The sequence below is a fragment of the Tautonia sociabilis genome, assembly GCF_003977685.1.
Classification (GTDB): Bacteria; Planctomycetota; Planctomycetia; order Isosphaerales; family Isosphaeraceae; genus Tautonia; species Tautonia sociabilis.
Genome location: NZ_RYZH01000014.1, coordinates 50,104 through 66,312, shown reverse-complemented (window position 1 = coordinate 66,312; position 16,209 = coordinate 50,104). Strand labels below are relative to the sequence as shown.

Annotated in this window: 17 protein-coding genes; 13 read left to right on the top strand and 4 right to left on the bottom strand. The window is 70.0% G+C overall.

Features of this window, described 5'->3' with window-relative positions; genetic code table 11:
• Positions 1–268 precede the first annotated feature (268 nt).
• From TsocGM_RS09055 to TsocGM_RS09045, 3 genes are read left to right on the top strand one after another with little or no spacing between them, the layout of a single operon-like run.
• Positions 269–1,204 carry a hypothetical protein gene (locus TsocGM_RS09055; RefSeq protein WP_126724990.1) on the top strand — a complete coding sequence of 312 codons (936 nt, stop codon included), beginning with the start codon at positions 269–271 and terminating at the stop codon, positions 1,202–1,204.
• A 21-nt stretch (positions 1,205–1,225) separates the two neighbouring features.
• The gene (locus TsocGM_RS09050) at positions 1,226–2,314 is read left to right on the top strand and encodes a DUF1559 family PulG-like putative transporter (RefSeq protein WP_126724989.1); all 1,089 of its coding nucleotides are present in this window, start codon (positions 1,226–1,228) and stop codon (positions 2,312–2,314) included.
• A gap of 9 nt (positions 2,315–2,323) precedes the next feature.
• On the top strand, positions 2,324–2,587 hold the full coding sequence (locus TsocGM_RS09045) for a response regulator (RefSeq protein WP_126724988.1): 264 nt from the start codon (positions 2,324–2,326) through the stop codon (positions 2,585–2,587).
• Between the two features lie 168 nt (positions 2,588–2,755).
• Here the strand turns inward: TsocGM_RS09045 and TsocGM_RS09040 are convergent, their stop codons facing one another.
• Positions 2,756–3,547, bottom strand: a complete 792-nt coding sequence (locus TsocGM_RS09040) for an IS5 family transposase (protein ID WP_126724987.1) — start codon at positions 3,545–3,547, stop codon at positions 2,756–2,758.
• A 134-nt stretch (positions 3,548–3,681) separates the two neighbouring features.
• On the opposite strand from TsocGM_RS09040, the gene TsocGM_RS09035 reads away from it, so the two are divergent.
• The 10 genes from TsocGM_RS09035 to TsocGM_RS08990 all read left to right on the top strand — a co-directional run bounded on the left by TsocGM_RS09035 (position 3,682) and on the right by TsocGM_RS08990 (position 12,732).
• Positions 3,682–4,934, top strand: a protein-coding gene (locus TsocGM_RS09035) for an IS3 family transposase (protein WP_391731980.1) whose coding sequence is annotated in 2 segments (ribosomal slippage) — positions 3,682–4,009 and positions 4,009–4,934 — 1,254 coding nt in all. Because the reading frame shifts where the segments join, the coding sequence is not laid out codon by codon here.
• A gap of 105 nt (positions 4,935–5,039) precedes the next feature.
• Positions 5,040–5,393, top strand: coding sequence for a phasin family protein (locus TsocGM_RS09030; RefSeq protein WP_126724985.1), 354 nt, complete (start codon positions 5,040–5,042; stop codon positions 5,391–5,393).
• On the top strand, positions 5,393–6,670 hold the full coding sequence (locus TsocGM_RS09025) for a GspE/PulE family protein (RefSeq protein WP_126724984.1): 1,278 nt from the start codon (positions 5,393–5,395) through the stop codon (positions 6,668–6,670). The genes TsocGM_RS09030 and TsocGM_RS09025 overlap by 1 nt, the downstream gene beginning before the upstream one ends.
• A gap of 228 nt (positions 6,671–6,898) precedes the next feature.
• Complete coding sequence (locus tag TsocGM_RS09020; RefSeq protein ID WP_126724983.1) at positions 6,899–7,981, top strand: type II secretion system F family protein; 1,083 nt, start codon at positions 6,899–6,901, stop codon at positions 7,979–7,981.
• A gap of 59 nt (positions 7,982–8,040) precedes the next feature.
• Entirely contained in the window at positions 8,041–9,159 is a 1,119-nt protein-coding gene (locus tag TsocGM_RS09015; RefSeq protein ID WP_126724982.1) for a type II secretion system F family protein, read from the top strand.
• 4 nt (positions 9,160–9,163) lie between these two features.
• A complete protein-coding gene (locus TsocGM_RS09010) occupies positions 9,164–10,426 on the top strand; it encodes a type II secretion system F family protein (protein WP_126724981.1) in 1,263 nt (420 codons plus the stop codon).
• On the top strand, positions 10,423–10,848 hold the full coding sequence (locus TsocGM_RS25935; RefSeq protein ID WP_158633449.1) for a hypothetical protein: 426 nt from the start codon (positions 10,423–10,425) through the stop codon (positions 10,846–10,848). Before TsocGM_RS09010 ends, TsocGM_RS25935 begins: the two co-directional genes overlap by 4 nt.
• Positions 10,845–11,384, top strand: a complete 540-nt coding sequence (locus tag TsocGM_RS09000; RefSeq protein ID WP_126724980.1) for a PulJ/GspJ family protein — start codon at positions 10,845–10,847, stop codon at positions 11,382–11,384. Before TsocGM_RS25935 ends, TsocGM_RS09000 begins: the two co-directional genes overlap by 4 nt.
• Positions 11,381–11,815: a hypothetical protein gene (locus tag TsocGM_RS08995; RefSeq protein WP_126724979.1), complete on the top strand. Its 435-nt coding sequence runs from the start codon at positions 11,381–11,383 to the stop codon at positions 11,813–11,815. The genes TsocGM_RS09000 and TsocGM_RS08995 overlap by 4 nt, the downstream gene beginning before the upstream one ends.
• Positions 11,812–12,732 carry a DUF1559 family PulG-like putative transporter gene (locus tag TsocGM_RS08990; RefSeq protein WP_126724978.1) on the top strand — a complete coding sequence of 307 codons (921 nt, stop codon included), beginning with the start codon at positions 11,812–11,814 and terminating at the stop codon, positions 12,730–12,732. Before TsocGM_RS08995 ends, TsocGM_RS08990 begins: the two co-directional genes overlap by 4 nt.
• Positions 12,733–12,752: 20 nt before the next feature.
• Here TsocGM_RS08990 and hisC read toward each other — a convergent pair whose 3' ends face one another.
• The 3 genes from hisC to hisD form a co-directional block, all read right to left on the bottom strand.
• Positions 12,753–13,820 (bottom strand): histidinol-phosphate transaminase, encoded by a 1,068-nt coding sequence (gene hisC / locus TsocGM_RS08985; protein WP_126724977.1) that lies wholly within the window; start codon positions 13,818–13,820, stop codon positions 12,753–12,755.
• Positions 13,821–14,082: 262 nt separating this feature from the next.
• A complete protein-coding gene (locus TsocGM_RS08980) occupies positions 14,083–14,583 on the bottom strand; it encodes a GNAT family N-acetyltransferase (RefSeq protein WP_126724976.1) in 501 nt (166 codons plus the stop codon).
• 112 nt (positions 14,584–14,695) lie between these two features.
• A complete protein-coding gene (hisD, locus tag TsocGM_RS08975; RefSeq protein ID WP_126724975.1) occupies positions 14,696–16,102 on the bottom strand; it encodes a histidinol dehydrogenase in 1,407 nt (468 codons plus the stop codon).
• Positions 16,103–16,209 lie beyond the last annotated feature (107 nt).

The following is a 16,209-nucleotide window of genomic DNA, read 5'->3' as shown; positions in this document are numbered from 1 at the left end:
GGAACGCAGCCGGCTCCCGTCTGCGATGACGAGGACTGCTACCCGGTTCGGGTCAACCCCGATGGGAGCTTCCGCTGTACGGGCGGCTGCCCCGCTAGCTGCGGTTGCTCGGCCTCATCCGTCCCGGTGGCGGGCGGCGGGCACGAATACAGCTGCACCTGCCTACCCGTATTGCCTTGACGCAAAAGTGGGTCGCCGGGATGTCCGGACGGGCAGACCGGCGACCCACGAACATGCTCGGGGGAATTCAACGGCCCGGGGGTGCATCATGAGGCTTGCTCCAACATTTGTCCTCGTAGCGGTGGTTTGCCCGGTCGCCGTGCAGGCGGGGCAGGCAGAAGCCGACCGTTTCCTTCGGGAATATCCCGAAGCGGCCCGACGTATCCAGGAGCGTTACTCCCAAATCAAGGGGGAATGCCGGATCACCGACGTCACCTCCAAGCGAATGAGCCCGGCAATATTCGCGTTTGATCACGGTTTCCGCAAAGTCGAGTTCTTCGCGGATCCGAACGCGAAGGGCCGGTCAGGCTCTATGGTATACTGCCTCGGACCTGACTCCGGGTTCGGATTGCGTCGCGAGAACACCAAAGCCCCCTACCGAGTGTTCTGGCTCGGCCCAGCGAGCGAGAATCAACGCACTTTCAATTTTCAATTTGGAAAGTACATCAACGCACCGCACTCCATCTACTGGACTCCTCTGATTGACCTCGTCAAGCCCGGGGATGTTCGGAACGTGACCGCGGAAGAGGTGTCCATGGGCGGGGAAACGCTGCTCAAGGTCTATTTCGAGAGCGGTACGAAAGAGGCCCCGGACAAGACCTGGCTCGTCCTCGACCCGAATTCGTGGGTCATCCGGTCGTACGAGAATCTGGCCGGCCAGCCCCCCGGTGCCACGCGGACGACGAAAATCGAGGTGGAGTACGACCCCGGCCGTGGCGGCATCCCGACGCCCAAGCTCGTCAAGTTCACCGACCCCAATCTCAAGTCGGAGGTCTGCGAGTTCCGCTCCGTCACTTTCGACCCCACCCCAAGGGACGAATTCTCGATGGAGTTCTACGACCTCCCCGACATCGCCGCGACGCCGCCCGTGCGTCGCTTCGGACTGATCCCTTGGCTCGTCGGACTTGGCGTGTTGGGGCTTGTCGTGGGACTCGCCTTGAAGTTGGCTGCGGGCCGGGCGAGGGCAAGGCGAGCGATGGCCTAAGTCACCATCAAGAACAGGGGGATGGCCATGAAGGTGCGACACGGCAACCGTTGGGAGCATGGCTTCACACTCATTGAGGCACTCGTCGTCGTCGTCATCATCGGCATCCTCATCGCCCTGCTCCTCCCGGCAGTCCAAGCGGCACGTGAAGCCGCCAGGCGTGCCCAATGCACGAACAACCTGAAACAACTCGGCATCGCCGTCCATGCGTATCAGGGGGCCGCGGGGTGCCTCCCCATGGGCCGCTCCTATTGGAGCGACCCCTCTCGCCAGGTCCCGGGCCTCCCCTGTGCCTCCTGGATCCCCGACAAGAGCTTCCTCGGAGCCCTGCTTCCGCACATTGAACACGCCCCCCTCTACAATGCCATTAACCATGATTTGTCAATCTATGCCCGTGAGAATCGCACAGTGTGCTCCGTCTCGGTTAACACCTACGTGTGCCCTGACGACACCGACGCGTTGGGCCTCCGGCCCGGCCATTCGGTCTACGCCGACGGGTTCAACGGCAACAGCGGCGAGGCGATGATGCTGGCTTCGACCAGCTATTGTGCCGTGCGGGGGTCCGACAGTTGGGAGGCTTACCCGGACCCGGCCTTGGGGTGCCGAATCGAGCCGGTCCGCCTAGCCGCTGCTAACGGGTGCATTACCGAGACGGCTCCCATCACGCCAGGTTCCATTACGGACGGACTGTCTACGACAGCGATGGTGGTCGAGCGGTCGATAACGGCGTTCAAGCCCCAAGACGTCGCTCGCGGCACACGCCCGAGCTTCTACTCCCTGACGGGGTGGTGGTTCTCGGGGATTACTGACGACACGATGGCCACGAACTTCTATCCTCCGAACGCATTCAAAAGGTTGCCCGTTCGGGCCACCAATGTCGATGCCTGGCTCTCGGGACCCTCAAGCCTCCACCCGAGCGGGTTGAACGTTCTGATGGCCGACGGTTCCGTTCGCTTCGTCAAGGAATCGGTCAATTCCTGGAATTTGGATCTAGAACTCGGAATCCCGGTCGGCCCCAACGGTTCGCCTATCCCTCCCCCTCCAGCCGGGATCTGGCAGGCCCTCGGCACCCGAAACGGCGGCGAGGTCGTTTCTTCCGATTCCTATTGACTCTCAACAATGCTGGCCGCCGTGCAGGTTAGCAACTTCGTTGCCCGGTTCACCGCCGAGGTGTCCGCACCCTCCGCGACCACTGCTTCAGGCTCCTACAATTCCGAATACATCCTCGAGTGGGGCACCATCGGCAGTCGGGACGCCCTCCTCGTCTCCGGCTACAGCTTGGAGGAGGACATCCGCAGGTCCCGGGAGGCCGGGTTCGACCACCACCTCGTCAAGCCGGTCGATTTCGACTCACTGCTAGCCTTAATCGGCCGGCCGCGTTGACCGACAAGGGAAGGGTCCAGGAGAGGCAGTAGGTCATGGCCGCACGGTCACGACCGTCTCCGACCGTGATTGCGTGTCAGGGACGGCTTCCCATGTGGTCTCCAATGCTTCGGTGGCCCGGACCATGAAGCCGTGGACGAACCTGAAAGGGTGTACGAAAAGCCAATGCTACTTGGGTTCCAGACGTCCGAGCATCAAACCGATCATGGCGATGTAGTTCATCGCTGCACTGGACTCCGGCCGGCGCTCGTAGTCCTTGCTCAGCCGCCGATACGGCCCCAGCCAGGCGAACGTCCGCTCAACGATCCAACGCCACTTCGCCACCTTGAACGGCTCGCCCTTCTTCCGCTCCGGCTTGGGGACGACCTCCAACACCCAGCCGCCGAACTGCTTCGCCCACTCGGCAATCCCGCCGTTGTCGATGGCGTCGGCCAGGATCTTCCTCAGCCGGGGGAAGCCCCCCTTGATCCTCGCCAGGACCGACCGGGCCCCGTCCCGGTCCTGGACGTCGGCGGCGTGGACCACCACGGCCAGGATCAGCCCCATCGTGTCGACGAGCAGGTGCCGCTTCCGACCGGAGACCATCTTGTGCGGGTCCTTGCCCCGCGGGCCGCCCTGCTCGGTCGTCTTGGTGCTCTGGGTGTCGATGATCGTTATGCTGGGGCTGCGCTTCCGCCCGGCCCTGCGGCGGACCTGATCCCGCAGGGTGTCGTTGATCCGCCGCCAGAGGCCGTCGTCGCGCCACTTGCGGAAGTAGTCGTAGCAGATGCTCCAGGGGGGCAGGTCGTGGGGCATCATCCGCCAGGAGCAACCGCCCCGAACGATGTAGCGGATGCTGTTGATGACCTCCCGCAGATCGACCGATCGGGGTCGCCCACCGGGTCTGGCTGGCGGGAGCAGGTCCCTGAGCCGCTTCCACTGGGCGTTGGTCAGATCGGAAGGATAGCGATTGCGTTTCATAGGGGAATTCTAGGGCCGATCTAGCTTTTCGTACACCCTTTCAGGATCACCTACGAGGCGATCGCGGACTGACCGGGTCCTTCGCCTGAGATTTTCTCTGGACACTCTCATGGGCCATAATGGTCCTGGAAGGAGTGCCCGAGATGACCAAGAATCGCAGTACACCTGAGTCGCCCGGTCGTGGCCGCTTCTCGGTCGGGCGGAAGACCGAGGCCGTCGTCCGCCTGCTCCGGGGCGAGGACCTCGACACCCTCTCCCGGGAGCTGGGCGTCACCGCCGCCACGCTGTCCTCCTGGCGGGAGGCGTTCCTCGACGGCGGCCGGGCGGCCCTCAAGAGCCGCCCGGCCGACGACCGGGACGAGGTGATCGCCCGCCTCCAGGCCAAGGTCGGGCAGCTGACGATGGACAACGAGCTGCTCGGCCTGAGGTGCCGGCAGGCGGAGGGCGGCCGCCCTTTTGCGTCGAGGAGGCGGAGCAGCTGAGCCGCTCCGCCTCCCCCGGCACCGGCAAGCGGTATGGGATGCAGCGGGTCTGTCGCATCTTCGGCCTGGCCCGCTCCACCGCCTATTACCTCAAGGCCCGGGAGGCCGTCCCACCGGAGCAGCGACCGGCCCCCAGGAAGCGGGGCCCCGTCGGGGCGGCCACCGACGAGGAGCTGGTCGGCCACATCCGCCGGGTCCTGTCCGAGAGCCCGTTCACCGGCGAGGGCTACCGCAAGGTGTGGGCCCGGCTGCGGCATCAGGGCATCCGCACGGCGGCCGAGCGGGTCCGGCGGCTGATGCGGGAGCATCGCCTCCAGGCCCCCCGCCGGGGTGGCAACGCCCACGGCCCGAAGGCCCATGACGGCACCATCACCACCGAGGAGCCGGACACGATGTGGGGCACGGACATGACCACGACCGTCACCACCGGCGAGGGCACGGTGCACGTCTTCGTGGCGGTCGATCACTGCACCTGCGAATGCGTCGGCCTGCACGCCGCCAAGGGCGGCAACCGCTTCGAGGCCCTGGAGCCGTTGCGCCAGGGCGTGCGAGAGCACTTCGGCGACTTCGGTGCCGGCGTCGCAGAGGGGCTGGCCATCCGTCATGATCATGGCAGCAATTACCTGAGCGACGACTTCCAGCGGGAGCTGTCCTTCCTGGGGATGGTCAGCTCACCGAGCTTCGTGCGGGAGCCCGAGGGGAACGGGTGTGCCGAGCGATTCATCCGCACGCTGAAGGAGCAGCTGCTGTGGGTCCGGAGCTTCGCCACGGTGGCCGAGCTGGTCGAGGCGTTGGGCGAGTTCAAGCGCCTGTACAACGAGCGATGGCTGATCGGTCGCCACGGCCACAGGCCACCGAGTCAGGTCCGCCGGGACCACAGCGGTAGCGTCCCAGCGGCGGCGTGAGTACGATCAAGTTCCCGTCCAGAGAACCCAGGGCGATACACCGGGCACCGACCGCCGCACCGAACCGAATCGCCGCACCGAACCGAATCGCGAAAGGACGAACCGATGTTCGAACTCGTGAAGAAGGCGCTGTACACGGGCGTCGGCCTCGCCTCGATGACCCGAGACAAGATCGAGGAGCTGGCCAAGGAGGTCTCCCGCCAGGCCGAGCTGACCGAGGCCGAGGCCGCCAAGTTCCAGGCCGAGCTGGAGAAGCGCGCCGCCGCCGCCCAGGAGGAACTGAGGGCCGAGATCGATCAGCGCGTCGAACAGGTCACGCAACGGCTCGGCCTGGCCCGAGCCGAGGAATCGGCCGCGCTGGCCGCGAAGGTCGCGGCGCTGTCGGCCCGAGTCGAGGCCCTGGAGGCCCGGCTCGCCGCATCGGCCCCGGCGTCTCCCGAATCGCACGCCCACGGCTGATGGCCTCCCCGATCGCCACCGGAGACGGATCGCCTCCCGACCCGGCCCGGCAGCTCTCGGCGCTCGATCCCGCCTCCCCGCGATTCGCGACGGAGGCGGTCGACCTGCTGCTGGCCGCCTCCCGCCGGGCCGGGGCCAGCGACCTGCACCTCCAGCCGACTCCCGAGGGCTTGGTCGCCCAGGTCCGGATCGACGGCGTGCTCCAGCCGCTCGCCGTGCTGCCGGCCTCGATGGCGCCGAACGTGGTGGCCCGGCTCAAGGTGCTGGCCGAGCTGCTCACCTACCGCACCGACATCCCCCAGGAAGGGCGCATCCGGGCCGAGCCCGGACGGCCCGAAACCCGGGTGAGCACCTTTCCCACCCTGCACGGCGAGCGCGCCGTCGTCCGCCTCTTCGCCGAGTCCGGCCGCCTGCTCGATCTCGACGAGCTCGGCCTGGCTCCCGACGTGCTCGCCGGCCTCCGGCTCGCGCTGGAGGAAACCTCGGGCCTGATCGTCCTCTCCGGCCCGGCCGGCAGCGGCAAGACGACTACGCTTTACGCCTGCCTCCGGGCCCTGGCCGCCTCCTCGGGGGGCCACCGCTGCATCGCCTCGCTCGAGGACCCGATCGAGGCGGCCGTCCCGGGAGTCGTCCAGGCCCAGGTGAACCCGCAGGCCGGCTTCGCGCTCGACTCGGGCCTGCGCTCCCTGCTGCGCCAGGACCCCGAGGTGATCGCCGTCGGCGAGATCCGAGACCCCTCCACCGCCGAGGTCGCCTTCCAGGCCGCGCTGACCGGCCACCTCGTGCTGACCACCTTCCACTCGGGATCCGCAGCCGGAGCCGTGGGGAGGCTCTCCGACATGGGGATCGAGCCGTACCTGCTCCGCAGCGGCCTCCGAGCCATCCTCTCCCAGCGGCTGGTCCGCCTCCTCTGCGACTCCTGCGCCCGGCCGCTCTCCTCCTCCGCTGCCGACGACCCCGCCCGGCTCGGCCTGCCGATCTCCTCCGGCCGGGCCCCGGTCGGGTGCGACTCCTGCCGGGGCACCGGCTATCTCGGCCGCTCCCCGCTGGCGGAGCTGCTCGTCCCGGGACGGGGTGCGGTCGCCCGCGCCGTGCTCTCCCGGGCGGATGTGGACCGGATCGAGTCCGCCGCCGTCTCGGCCGGCATGGTCCCGCTCTGGGAGCGGGCGCTCTCGGCCGCCTCCGACGGAACGACCAGCCCGGCAGAGATCCGTCGGGTCCTGGGGGTTGCTCGGCAGGGCGGATCGGGGGCGAACGCGCTGTCGTCGGGCGACTGACGGCAGTCGGATCCTCCCAGGCGGCGGCCCTGGCCTCGACGAATTGGCCGGGGCCAGCTCGGGCCCCGGGCCGCGTGCCCTTCCGATCAACGCATCTTCCGATCCGCAGTTCCCCCCCTCCCGCCTCGCCGTCGAGAATCCCGATCGCCACGCCCTGGACATCCTTTGACAACTGTCATAGAATCCTCCCGACGCGACGACAGGCCCGGATCGGGAGGATCGCCGACAATGGCCAGCGGGGTCGAGCGAGAGGGACGAGGCGGGTCGGAGCGGGTCACGCTCGACGAGCTGATCGCCCTGAACGAGGAGATCGCGGCGCTGGTGAGGGCCGGCGGGCCGCTGGAGCGCGGCCTGATCGGGGCGAGGGGAGACCTGAAGGGGAGGCTCGGCCGAGTGGCGGGGACGATCGGCCGGAGGATGGAGCAAACCGGCTGCTCGCTGGAGGAGGCGCTGGAGGCGGAGGGGGAGTCGATTCCCGAGCTGTACCGGGCGGTGGTCGCGGCCGGAATCCGGGCCGGGCGCCTGCCGGCGGCGCTGGAGGGGATGACGACCTTCGCCCGGAGGCTGGCCGACCTGAGAACGACGATCGGCCTGGCGCTGATCTATCCGGCGCTGGTGGCGCTGCTGGCCTACGGCCTGATCGTGGCGATGGTCGTGCTGCTGGCCCCCCGGATCGCCTCGGCTTACGACGCGCTCGGGGTGCCGGCCGGCATCGCGAGCCGGCTGGCTCGGGCCGGGGAGTGGGCCTGGGCCTGGGGGCCGGCCGGCCTGATCGTGCTGATCCTGGCGGCGGCGGCCTGGGTCCGATCGGGCCGGGCCTCGGCGCTCGGTGGTCTGAGCCCAACGCTCGGCTGGATGCCGGGAACTCGGACGCTGTTGCGCCTCTCCCGAAGCGGCCTGCTCGCGGAGCTGCTCGCCCTGCTGGTCGAGAATCGAGTGCCGCTGCCCGATGCCCTGCGACTGGCTGCTCGGGCCGTGGGAGACGACCGCTTGCGGGAGGCCGTCGCCCGCGCCGCCGAGGCCACCTCCCGGGGAGAGGACCTGCGATCGGCCCTCGCTCCGGAATCGAGCCCCGGCCTCCCCCCCCTGCTCCGCTGGCTGGTCGTCAGCGGGGCCTCGCACCGAGACCTGCCGGGCGCCCTCCGGCTGGCCGCCCGCACCTATCACGAGCGGGCCCTCCTCCAGGCCGAGCTGATCCGACTCTTCGGCCCGACCGCCCTGGTCGCCCTCATCGGCGGAACGGCGGTGCTGCTCTACGGGATGACCCTCTTCGCCCCCTTCGCCGAGCTGCTCCGGGGGGTCGCCTCCTGAGCCCCTCGGACGGACCGAACCCTCGCCGGACGATCGCCGACGATTCCGGAGCCTGACCGATGACCGCCCCGTCCCAGGACGCTCCCGACCCGGCCGGCCCGCCGCCTCCTGGCCCCGGCCCTGGCCCGATGAACGACGCGGAGGCCGCCGAGTTCTCCCGACTCGTCGGCGGCCTGGCGGGCGCCGGCCTCGCGCTGCCCGAGGGGCTCCGCGTCCTCGGGGAGGAGGTCGGCTCGGCCCGGGTCCGATCGGCGCTGGCCCGAGTGGCCGACCGCGTCGAGGCGGGAGACTCGCTCGGGAAGGCCATCGCGGCGGAGCGCGACGTCCCCGAGCACCTCGTCGGGATCGTCCGGGCCGCCGAGCGATCGGGGAGGCTGGCGGAGGTCCTGGCCGAGGCCGCTCACTTCGAGCGCATCGGCGCCGAGCTGAGCTGGCAGGTTCTGCTCCGCCTGGCGTACCCGACGCTCCTGATCTGCCTCTTCGTCCTGATTTTCCAGATCTTCAGCGCGCTGGTGACCGAGGGCTTCCAAGAGATCTACTCCTCGTTCGGAGTGGAGCTTTCCAGCCTCACCTTCGGCCTGCTCAACGTGTCTCAATTCGTCTCTCGGGCGATTTGGCCGGCGCCGGTGTTCATCCTCCTAGCGAGCGGGGGCCTCTGGCTCCTCTCGAGAGGGGTGACGCGGAAGGCCCGACGTCGGGTGGCCAGCGGGATCCCGCTGTTCGGAGCGCTCTGGCGGAACGCGGCCCTGGCGGAGTTCTCCAGCCTGATGGCGCTGCTGATCGAGTGCCGCCTGTCGGCCCCGGAGGCGCTGACGTTGGCGTCTCGAGGGGTGCGCGATCCCGATCTGATCGCCGCCTGCGACGGCGCGGCGCTCGAGGTCAGCAACGGCCAGCCGCTCTCCGAGGCCTGCCGCTCCTACCGGCTTTTCCCCGCCGGGTTCGACCGCCTGCTCTCCTGGGCCGAGACGCACCAGGCCCTGCCCGACACCTTCCGCCTGGCGGCCGAGGCGTTCGCCAGCCGGGCGCGGACCCAGGCGGCGCTCATCGGACTGTTCCTCTCGACGTCGGTGGTGATGATCGTGGTGATCGGGATCGTCCTGATGGTCCTGGGCCTGCTCCTGCCCATTCTCAAGCTCCTCGCCGAGCTCTCGGGCGGGGGTCCCTCTGTTCTCTGGTGATACCGTGAGCCAATCGACCGAGACGGACGACGACCGGAATGACGGCCCCCCTTCCGGGCCGTCCTCTTCGTACGGCCCCCCGCGCCCGCTGCCCTCGGCCCGGAGCTTCGGCCTGGCCCACGCGATGATCGCCATCGCCGTGCTGGCGGTGGTCGGCCGGGTGGCGATGGTGGCCGGGCCGGCGTTCGCGCTGATCGTGTTCGTGGTGCTGGTCCTCTCGGCGATCGCCGGCGGGCTGGCGCTGCTGATCCGGGGGGGCTCGGTTCGATCGGACCCGATGCTCTGGATCGTGGCCAATGCCGTCGAGCGCGGCCTGCCGCTGGAGGCGGGCATCGACGCCTGCGGGGCGCTCTGCGGCGGCTCGATGCGGCCGAAGGCAAGGGCGGTCGTCCGCCTGTTGCAGCGCGGCACACCGACGGCCGAGGCGTTCGCCCGGGTGCCCGGCTCCTTCCCAAAGGCGGGGCTGGTCTTCCTCCGGATGGACTGGGACGGCCCCCGCCTCGGCAAGGCCCTCCGCGACCTGATCCAACGGCGGGCCGAGTGGCGTCCGTTCCGGTCGAGCCTGGCGATGCGGCTGGTCTACATCGGCTGGACGCTGGTGGTCATGCAGGCGGTCCTGGGCTTCCTGCTCTACTCGATCGCCCCGAGGTACGAGGCGATCTTCGCCGACTTCGGCGTCCCGATGCCCAGGATCTCGCAGCTCGCCTACTTCCGGGGAAACGCGGCGATTCTCGGGGTGTTCTTCCCGCTGGCCTTCCTGCTGGAGCTGGTCGGCCTGCCCTTGCTGTTGCTGGCCTTCTTCGACCCGATCGAGTGGGGCATTGGGCCGATCGACCGTCTGCTGATCAAGCGGCACGGGGCGACGGTCCTCCGCGCCCTCTCGGGAGAGGTGGCGATGGGCCGCCCGCTCCCCGAGGCGCTGGATCGGATCGGCCGGGCGGCCTCCAGCGGGGCCGTCCGCCGTCGCGTCCGGAAGGCGAGAGGCCGGGTCGACCGCGGCGAGGCATGGACTCGGGCCCTGGCCTCCGTCCGGCTGATCCGATGGGCCGACGCCCTCGCCCTCGACGCCTCCCAGCGCGCCGGGAACCTCTCGTGGGCGCTGGGGGACCTGGCCGACGGGCTCGACCGCCGGGCCGGCCATCGCCTGATCGTCTGGAGCCAGTTCCTCTTGCCGGTTGCGGTCATCCTGCTGGCGATGCCGGTCGTGGTCGTGGCCGTGGGGTTTTTCCTGCCGCTCGTCACCTTGATCGAGGCGATGTCCCGATGAACCGAACGCCTCCGCATCGCCGGCCCCCCGGGCCGGGCCGGCGTGGGTTCAGCCTGATCGAGTCGACGATCGCCGTCCTCCTGCTGATGACCGCGATGGCGACCACCGTCCGAGCCCTGGCCTGGGTCGCCCGGGACCGCCGGGCCGCCGAGCGCCGCGCCGTCGCCCTCCGGGAGGCCGAGAACCTGCTCGACCGCCTCTCCCTCGCCGATCCCGAGGCCGCCCCCCCCGCCCTCTCCGACGAGGCCGCCACGTCCTTGCCCGGGGGCGAGGTCGTCATCGACCGCCGGCCCGAAGAGGGCGAGGGCCCGGCGATGGAGCGTCTCTCGGTCACCATCCGCTACGAGGATCGGCCGGGAGAGCCCGCCCGTCCGGTCCGGCTGACGACGTGGGTCGCCTCGAAGACGGAGGGCTCGCCATGATCGCCCGGAATCGAGGGAGGCGGCGATCCGATCGCCGCCGGGGGGCGGCGTCGCTGATCGAGGTCCTCGCCGCGATGGCGGTCAGCTCCGTGCTGTTCCTCACCACTGGAACCGTCATGGTCCTCGTGTTCAGGCTGGAGTCCACTGGCCGGGACGAGCTGACCGCCACCGTCGCCGAGGGCCGCCTGGCGGCCGACCTGCGCGCCGACGTCCGCTCGGCGGCGGAGGTCGATCGCGACGGGCAAGGGCCGGCCGACGGCCTGACGCTCGTCGCTCCCGACGGCGGCCGAGTCTCCTACCGATCGGACGGGAGCGACCTGGTCCGAACCCGAGCGGGAGGAGAGGGCGAACCGGATCGGGTCGACCGCTACCGCCTCCTCCCCGGCACCTTGAGCCGATGGGAGGTGGACGGCGATCGCGTCTCACTTGTGCTCGACGCGCCGAGACGGCCAAAGGCGGAGGGGGGAAACCGCCGGGTCGTCCGCATCGAGACCACGATCGGCCGCGATCTTCGCTTCTCGGGAGGGGCATCATGAGGCCGTCGTCGTCCCGAACCGACCGCCAGGGCGGGGCCGCGCTGGTGGCGCTGGTCTGCCTGAGCGTGATCGTCCTTGTGGTCGCCGGGCTGATCCGCCTGGGGGCCGACCGTGCCGAGCACCTGCTCGCCCTGGAGCGGGAGTCGCAGGCCCTCTGGCTGGTCGAGGCGGGGCTCGAACGCGCCGCCGCCCAGTTGCGCGTCGATCCGTCCTACGAGGGCGAGACGTGGACCCTCCCTCCCGAGGCCCTCGGCGGCCGGGAGGGGACCGTCACGATCGAGGTCGAGGAGACGGACCCCGGAGCCGACCAGCCGCTGACCGTCCGAGTCCGAGCCGATTATCCGTCCGACGGCGACCCGTCCCACCGGGCCCGGCGGAGCAAAGTCTTCCAGGTCCGGCCGACCGCCGGCACCGATGGGGGTGATTCATGACGAGGAGTCGATCCCTCCCGGCCCGCCCGGGATTCACGCTGATCGAGCTGCTGGTGGTCATCGCCATCATCGGCGTGCTGATCGCCCTGCTGCTGCCGGCCGTGCAGTCGGCTCGGGAGGCGGCCCGGCGGGTCCAGTGCTCGAACAACCTGACGCAGCTCATCCTCGCGGTGCAGAACTACGCCTCCGCCCACGAGATGATGCCCCCCGGCGTGGTCGACGACCCCGGTTCGGGGCCGATCGCCTCGGCCCAGATCGGCAAGCACTACGGCTGGATCACCCAGATCCTGCCGTTCATCGACGAGCGGAACGCGTACCACAAGCTGAACTTCGACACCGGCGTCTACGCCCCGGCCAACACGACCGTGCGCACGGCCAGCTTCTCGACCTTCCTCTGCCCGTCCGACGGCTGGATCGGCGTGAGCACCGTCGGCCAGTCGAGCTACGCGGGCGTGCATCACGACGTCGAGGCGCCGATCGACGAGTCAAACCACGGCGTCTTCTTCCTCAACAGCGCGCTGCGGTTCGACGACATCCCCGACGGCTCGTCGAACACCCTGTTCATCGGCGAATACAAGGGTTCCGGGGCCCCTTCGCTCGGCTGGGCCTCCGGCACCCGGGCGACGCTCCGCAACACCGGAGGTCCGCCGAACGCCGCCGGCGGACCGGGGATCCCCCCGGCCGTCGACGCCGGGCTCGATCCCTCGGAAGACCCTCCCGTGCCGACCGACCCCAACGCCCCGATCCCGCCGGCCGCCCTCTACGTGGGGAACTTCAGCAGCAACCACCCCGGCGGCGCGAACTTCGCCTTCGGCGACGGCTCCGTCCGGTTCATCAAGAGCACCATCACCCCCCGGGTCTTCCAGTTCCTCGGCCACCGAGCCGACGGCGAGGTTATCAGCGACTCGGATTTCTGAGGCCCCGCTCCCGGTTTCGATCAACGCCCGGCGACGATCTCCCCCAGCGCCGAGAGCAGGCGGTCCGCCTGCTCGTCGGTGCCGACGGTGATCCGCAGGCCCGGCGGCCGGCCGGGATAGCGCATCAGGCGAACCAGAATCCGACGCTCCTTGAGCGCCTCGTACACCGACTCGGCCGGCGGGCCTCCGGCGCACCAGATGAAGTTGCCCCGGCTCTCCGGCACCTCATAACCGAGCGCCCGGACGGCCGCGATCATCCGGGATCGGGTGGCGATCACGCGATCTCGGATCGATCGGGTGTACGCCTCGTCGTCCAGCGCGGCCTCGGCGCCGAGCAGGCTGAGGGTGTCGCAGTTGTACGAGTCCTTCACCTTGTTCAGGCCGGCGATCACCTCCGGCCGGGCGATCAGGTAGCCGACCCGAAGGCCGGCCAGGCTGAGCCCCTTGCTCAAGGTCCTCGTGACGATGACGTTGGGCAGCTCCGACACCAGGCCGATGCAGTCCTCCCCGGCGAAGTCGGCATACGCCTCGTCGACCACCAGGGGGCAATCCAGGCGCCGGGCGATCTCCCCCACGGCCGAAGGCGGCAGCATCGTGCCCGACGGGCTGTTCGGGTTGGCCAGCAAGGCCAGCCTTGGCCGATCGGCGGCGAAGGCGGCCGGGTCGATCGTCCAGTCGGCCCGGAACGGCACCTCGACGGCGCGGGCTCCCTGGATCTCGGCCAGCGTGCGGTACAGGATGTAGCTGGGCGTCGGGTACGAGAGCACGTCCCCCGGGCCGACGAACGCTCGAGTCACGATGGTCAGGCAGTCGTCCGACCCGTTCCCCACCAGCACCATCTCCGGCGTCACCCCCTGGCCATGCCGTCGAGCGACCGCCTCCCGCACGTTCGTCGCGGCGGGGTCCGGGTAGAGCCGGAGCCGGCCGTCTCCCAGCGCCTGGGCGATCGCCTTGCCCACGCTCGGCGAGGGTGGATAGGGGTTCTCATTCGTGTTCAGCTTGATGATCGTCCCCGCGTCTTTCGGCTGCTCGCCCGGGACGTAGCCGGCCATGCGCTCGACGTGCGGCAGGAATGCGGGCGTGCTCATCGAAAGGGCCTCGAGGGGATCGATCGGGCCGAGGACTCGGGAAGGATCGCGGACGGCCGGTGCCGGTGGGCAGCGTCGACGGTCGGCAGGGCAGACTCGGGGAAGGCGAGCGGCGAGAGACTCGGCAGGAGGCGGGGCGATCGTCGGGAGCGGAGGGCTCGCAGGCCCCGTCGTCCGGTCCCGATCGGAACCGGCCGACGACCGAGTGACGACCGCCGACCGCCGACCGCCGACCGCCGACCGCCGACACCGCCATCCGGCATCAGCCGGGCGCTCCGGCCGTCGCGAACGAGGCCAACCGTCGCAGCGGCTCCTCGTCCACCCGGTAGACGGTCCAGTCGTCCATCGGCCGGGCGCCGAGGGCTTTGTAGAAGCCGATGGAGGGCTCGTTCCAGTCCAGCACCGACCACTCCAGCCTCCCGCACCCCCGCTCGACCGCCAGCCGGGCCACGGAGGCGAGCAGGGCCTTGCCCAGCCCTCGGCCTCGGTGCGAGGGGCGGACGAACAGGTCCTCCAGGTACATCCCCGGCTGGCCCCGGAAGGTCGAATAGTTGTGGAAGAACAGGGCGAAGCCCACGCAGACGCCGTCCCACTCGGCGATGAGGGCCTCGGCGAACGGTCGGGGGCCGAACAGGCCGCGGCGGATGTCGTCGCCGGTGGCCTTGGCCTCGTGCAGCAGGCGCTCGTAATCGGCCAGTTCCCGGATCAGCCCGGCGATCGTCTCGGAGTCCTCGGGCCGGGCGGGTCGGATGGTGGCGGTCATAAGGGATCGATCGCTTCGCGGGCGGGGTCGGTGGGGCGAGGAGAGCCGTTGGGGCCACGATTATACGCGCCGATCGACCCGGCCCGCGAGGCGAGAGGAATCGACCGGGGGCTCAACGGTCCAGGCCGCCATCCTCCGCCAGCCGGACGTCGACGCTGTAGCGGTGCGCCGTCAGCCCTTCCTTGTCGGCCAGCAGGCGGACGTCCGGGGCGAGGTGCTCCAGCCCCTGGCGGTCGACGTGAATGAGGCTCGACCGCTTGAGGAAGTCGTTCGAGGCCAGCCCGGAGGCCCATCGGGCCGTCCCTCCGGTGGGCAGGACGTGCGAGGGGCCGGCGGCGTAGTCGCCGAGGGCGACGGGGGTCAGGTGGCCGAGGAAGATGGCGCCGGCGTTGGTCAGGCGGGCGGCCAGGCGGTGGGCGTCGCTGGTGGAGACGTGCAGGTGCTCGGGGGCGAACAGGTTCGTCAGTTCGACGGCCTCGTCCTCGTCCCGGACGAGGATCAGGGCGCCGAACTGCTCCAGGCTGTCCCGGGCCAGGTCTCCCCGGCTCAGGCGGGAGAGTTGCCGATCGAGGGCGTCGGCCACCCGGTCGATCAAGTCGGGCTCCCAGGTGATCAGGATGCCCGAGCCGGGGGAGTGCTCCGCCTGGCTCATCAGGTCGGCGGCCACGAACTCGGGGTCGGCGGTCCAGTCGGCCACGAGGACGACCTCGCTCGGCCCGGCGATGCTGTCGATATCCACCTCGCCGTAGACCTTCTGCTTGGCCAGGGCGACGAACAGGTTCCCCGGACCGACGATCTTGTCGACGGGCCGGATCCCCTCCACCCCGAAGGCCAGGGCCGCCACCGCCTGGGCGCCGCCGACGCGGTGAACCTCGGTCACTCCCAGCAGGTGGCAGGCGGCCAGCAGGTCGGTGTTGTACCCGCCGAACTCGGTCGGCGGCACGACCACGGCGATCTCCGGCACCCCCGCCGCCTGCGCCGGCACCACCGTCATCAGCAGGCTCGACGGGTACGCCGCGGCTCCCCCCGGCACGCAGATGCCCACCCGCCGCATCGGCCGATAGCGAAGCGTCAGCTCCACCCCGGGAGCGGGCCTCATGGTGGCATCCCGGAGCAGGATGCCGGACTGGAAGGCCAGGATGTTGTCTCGCACCCGGCGAACGGTCTTCAGATACGAACGATCGGCCTGGCGATAGGCGTCGGCCAGCTCCTCGGCCGAGACGGTGACGGTGGAGCGGTCGAGTTTCCGGCCGTCGAGCTTCTCGGTGTAGTCGAGGACCGCGTCGAGGCCCCGCTCCCGGACATCGGCGCAGATGCGATCGACGACCTGGTGCGGCGTCAGGGGCTGGCCGAAGACGGCGATCGTCCGCTCCCGTCCCCTCGGACTGACGACGTCTCCCTTCGGGCTCAGCTTCTTCCGCAGGGCGGCGATCGCCTCCCGGGCGTCGTCCGTCGAGCAATCAATCCGGGGGATCTTCACAGGGCGCGTCGGGGTCGGGGTCGAGGTCGAGCGGGGCATCGGGTTTCCCCAGGCGAGGCGGTGGATCGTGCCCATTCTAGGCGGCCCGGCAAGGAGGCTCGGGACCCGGCACGACCCCGGACCCGAACCTAACCCGGCCGCCAGGG

Excerpts from the sequence above, each read along its gene's own strand:
- TsocGM_RS09055 (WP_126724990.1), top strand. The coding sequence starts at position 269 with ATGAGGCTTGCTCCAACATTTGTCCTCGTAGCGGTGGTTTGCCCGGTC.
- hisD (WP_126724975.1), bottom strand. The coding sequence starts at position 16,102 with ATGCCCCGCTCGACCTCGACCCCGACCCCGACGCGCCCTGTGAAGATC.
- TsocGM_RS09040 (WP_126724987.1), bottom strand. The coding sequence starts at position 3,547 with ATGAAACGCAATCGCTATCCTTCCGATCTGACCAACGCCCAGTGGAAG.
- TsocGM_RS08995 (WP_126724979.1), top strand. The coding sequence starts at position 11,381 with ATGAGGCCGTCGTCGTCCCGAACCGACCGCCAGGGCGGGGCCGCGCTG.
- TsocGM_RS25935 (WP_158633449.1), top strand. The coding sequence starts at position 10,423 with ATGAACCGAACGCCTCCGCATCGCCGGCCCCCCGGGCCGGGCCGGCGT.
- TsocGM_RS09000 (WP_126724980.1), top strand. The coding sequence starts at position 10,845 with ATGATCGCCCGGAATCGAGGGAGGCGGCGATCCGATCGCCGCCGGGGG.
- TsocGM_RS09015 (WP_126724982.1), top strand. The coding sequence starts at position 8,041 with ATGACCGCCCCGTCCCAGGACGCTCCCGACCCGGCCGGCCCGCCGCCT.
- TsocGM_RS08980 (WP_126724976.1), bottom strand. The coding sequence starts at position 14,583 with ATGACCGCCACCATCCGACCCGCCCGGCCCGAGGACTCCGAGACGATC.
- TsocGM_RS09020 (WP_126724983.1), top strand. The coding sequence starts at position 6,899 with ATGGCCAGCGGGGTCGAGCGAGAGGGACGAGGCGGGTCGGAGCGGGTC.
- TsocGM_RS09030 (WP_126724985.1), top strand. The coding sequence starts at position 5,040 with ATGTTCGAACTCGTGAAGAAGGCGCTGTACACGGGCGTCGGCCTCGCC.
- TsocGM_RS09025 (WP_126724984.1), top strand. The coding sequence starts at position 5,393 with ATGGCCTCCCCGATCGCCACCGGAGACGGATCGCCTCCCGACCCGGCC.
- TsocGM_RS08990 (WP_126724978.1), top strand. The coding sequence starts at position 11,812 with ATGACGAGGAGTCGATCCCTCCCGGCCCGCCCGGGATTCACGCTGATC.
- TsocGM_RS09045 (WP_126724988.1), top strand. The coding sequence starts at position 2,324 with ATGCTGGCCGCCGTGCAGGTTAGCAACTTCGTTGCCCGGTTCACCGCC.
- TsocGM_RS09050 (WP_126724989.1), top strand. The coding sequence starts at position 1,226 with ATGGCCATGAAGGTGCGACACGGCAACCGTTGGGAGCATGGCTTCACA.
- hisC (WP_126724977.1), bottom strand. The coding sequence starts at position 13,820 with ATGAGCACGCCCGCATTCCTGCCGCACGTCGAGCGCATGGCCGGCTAC.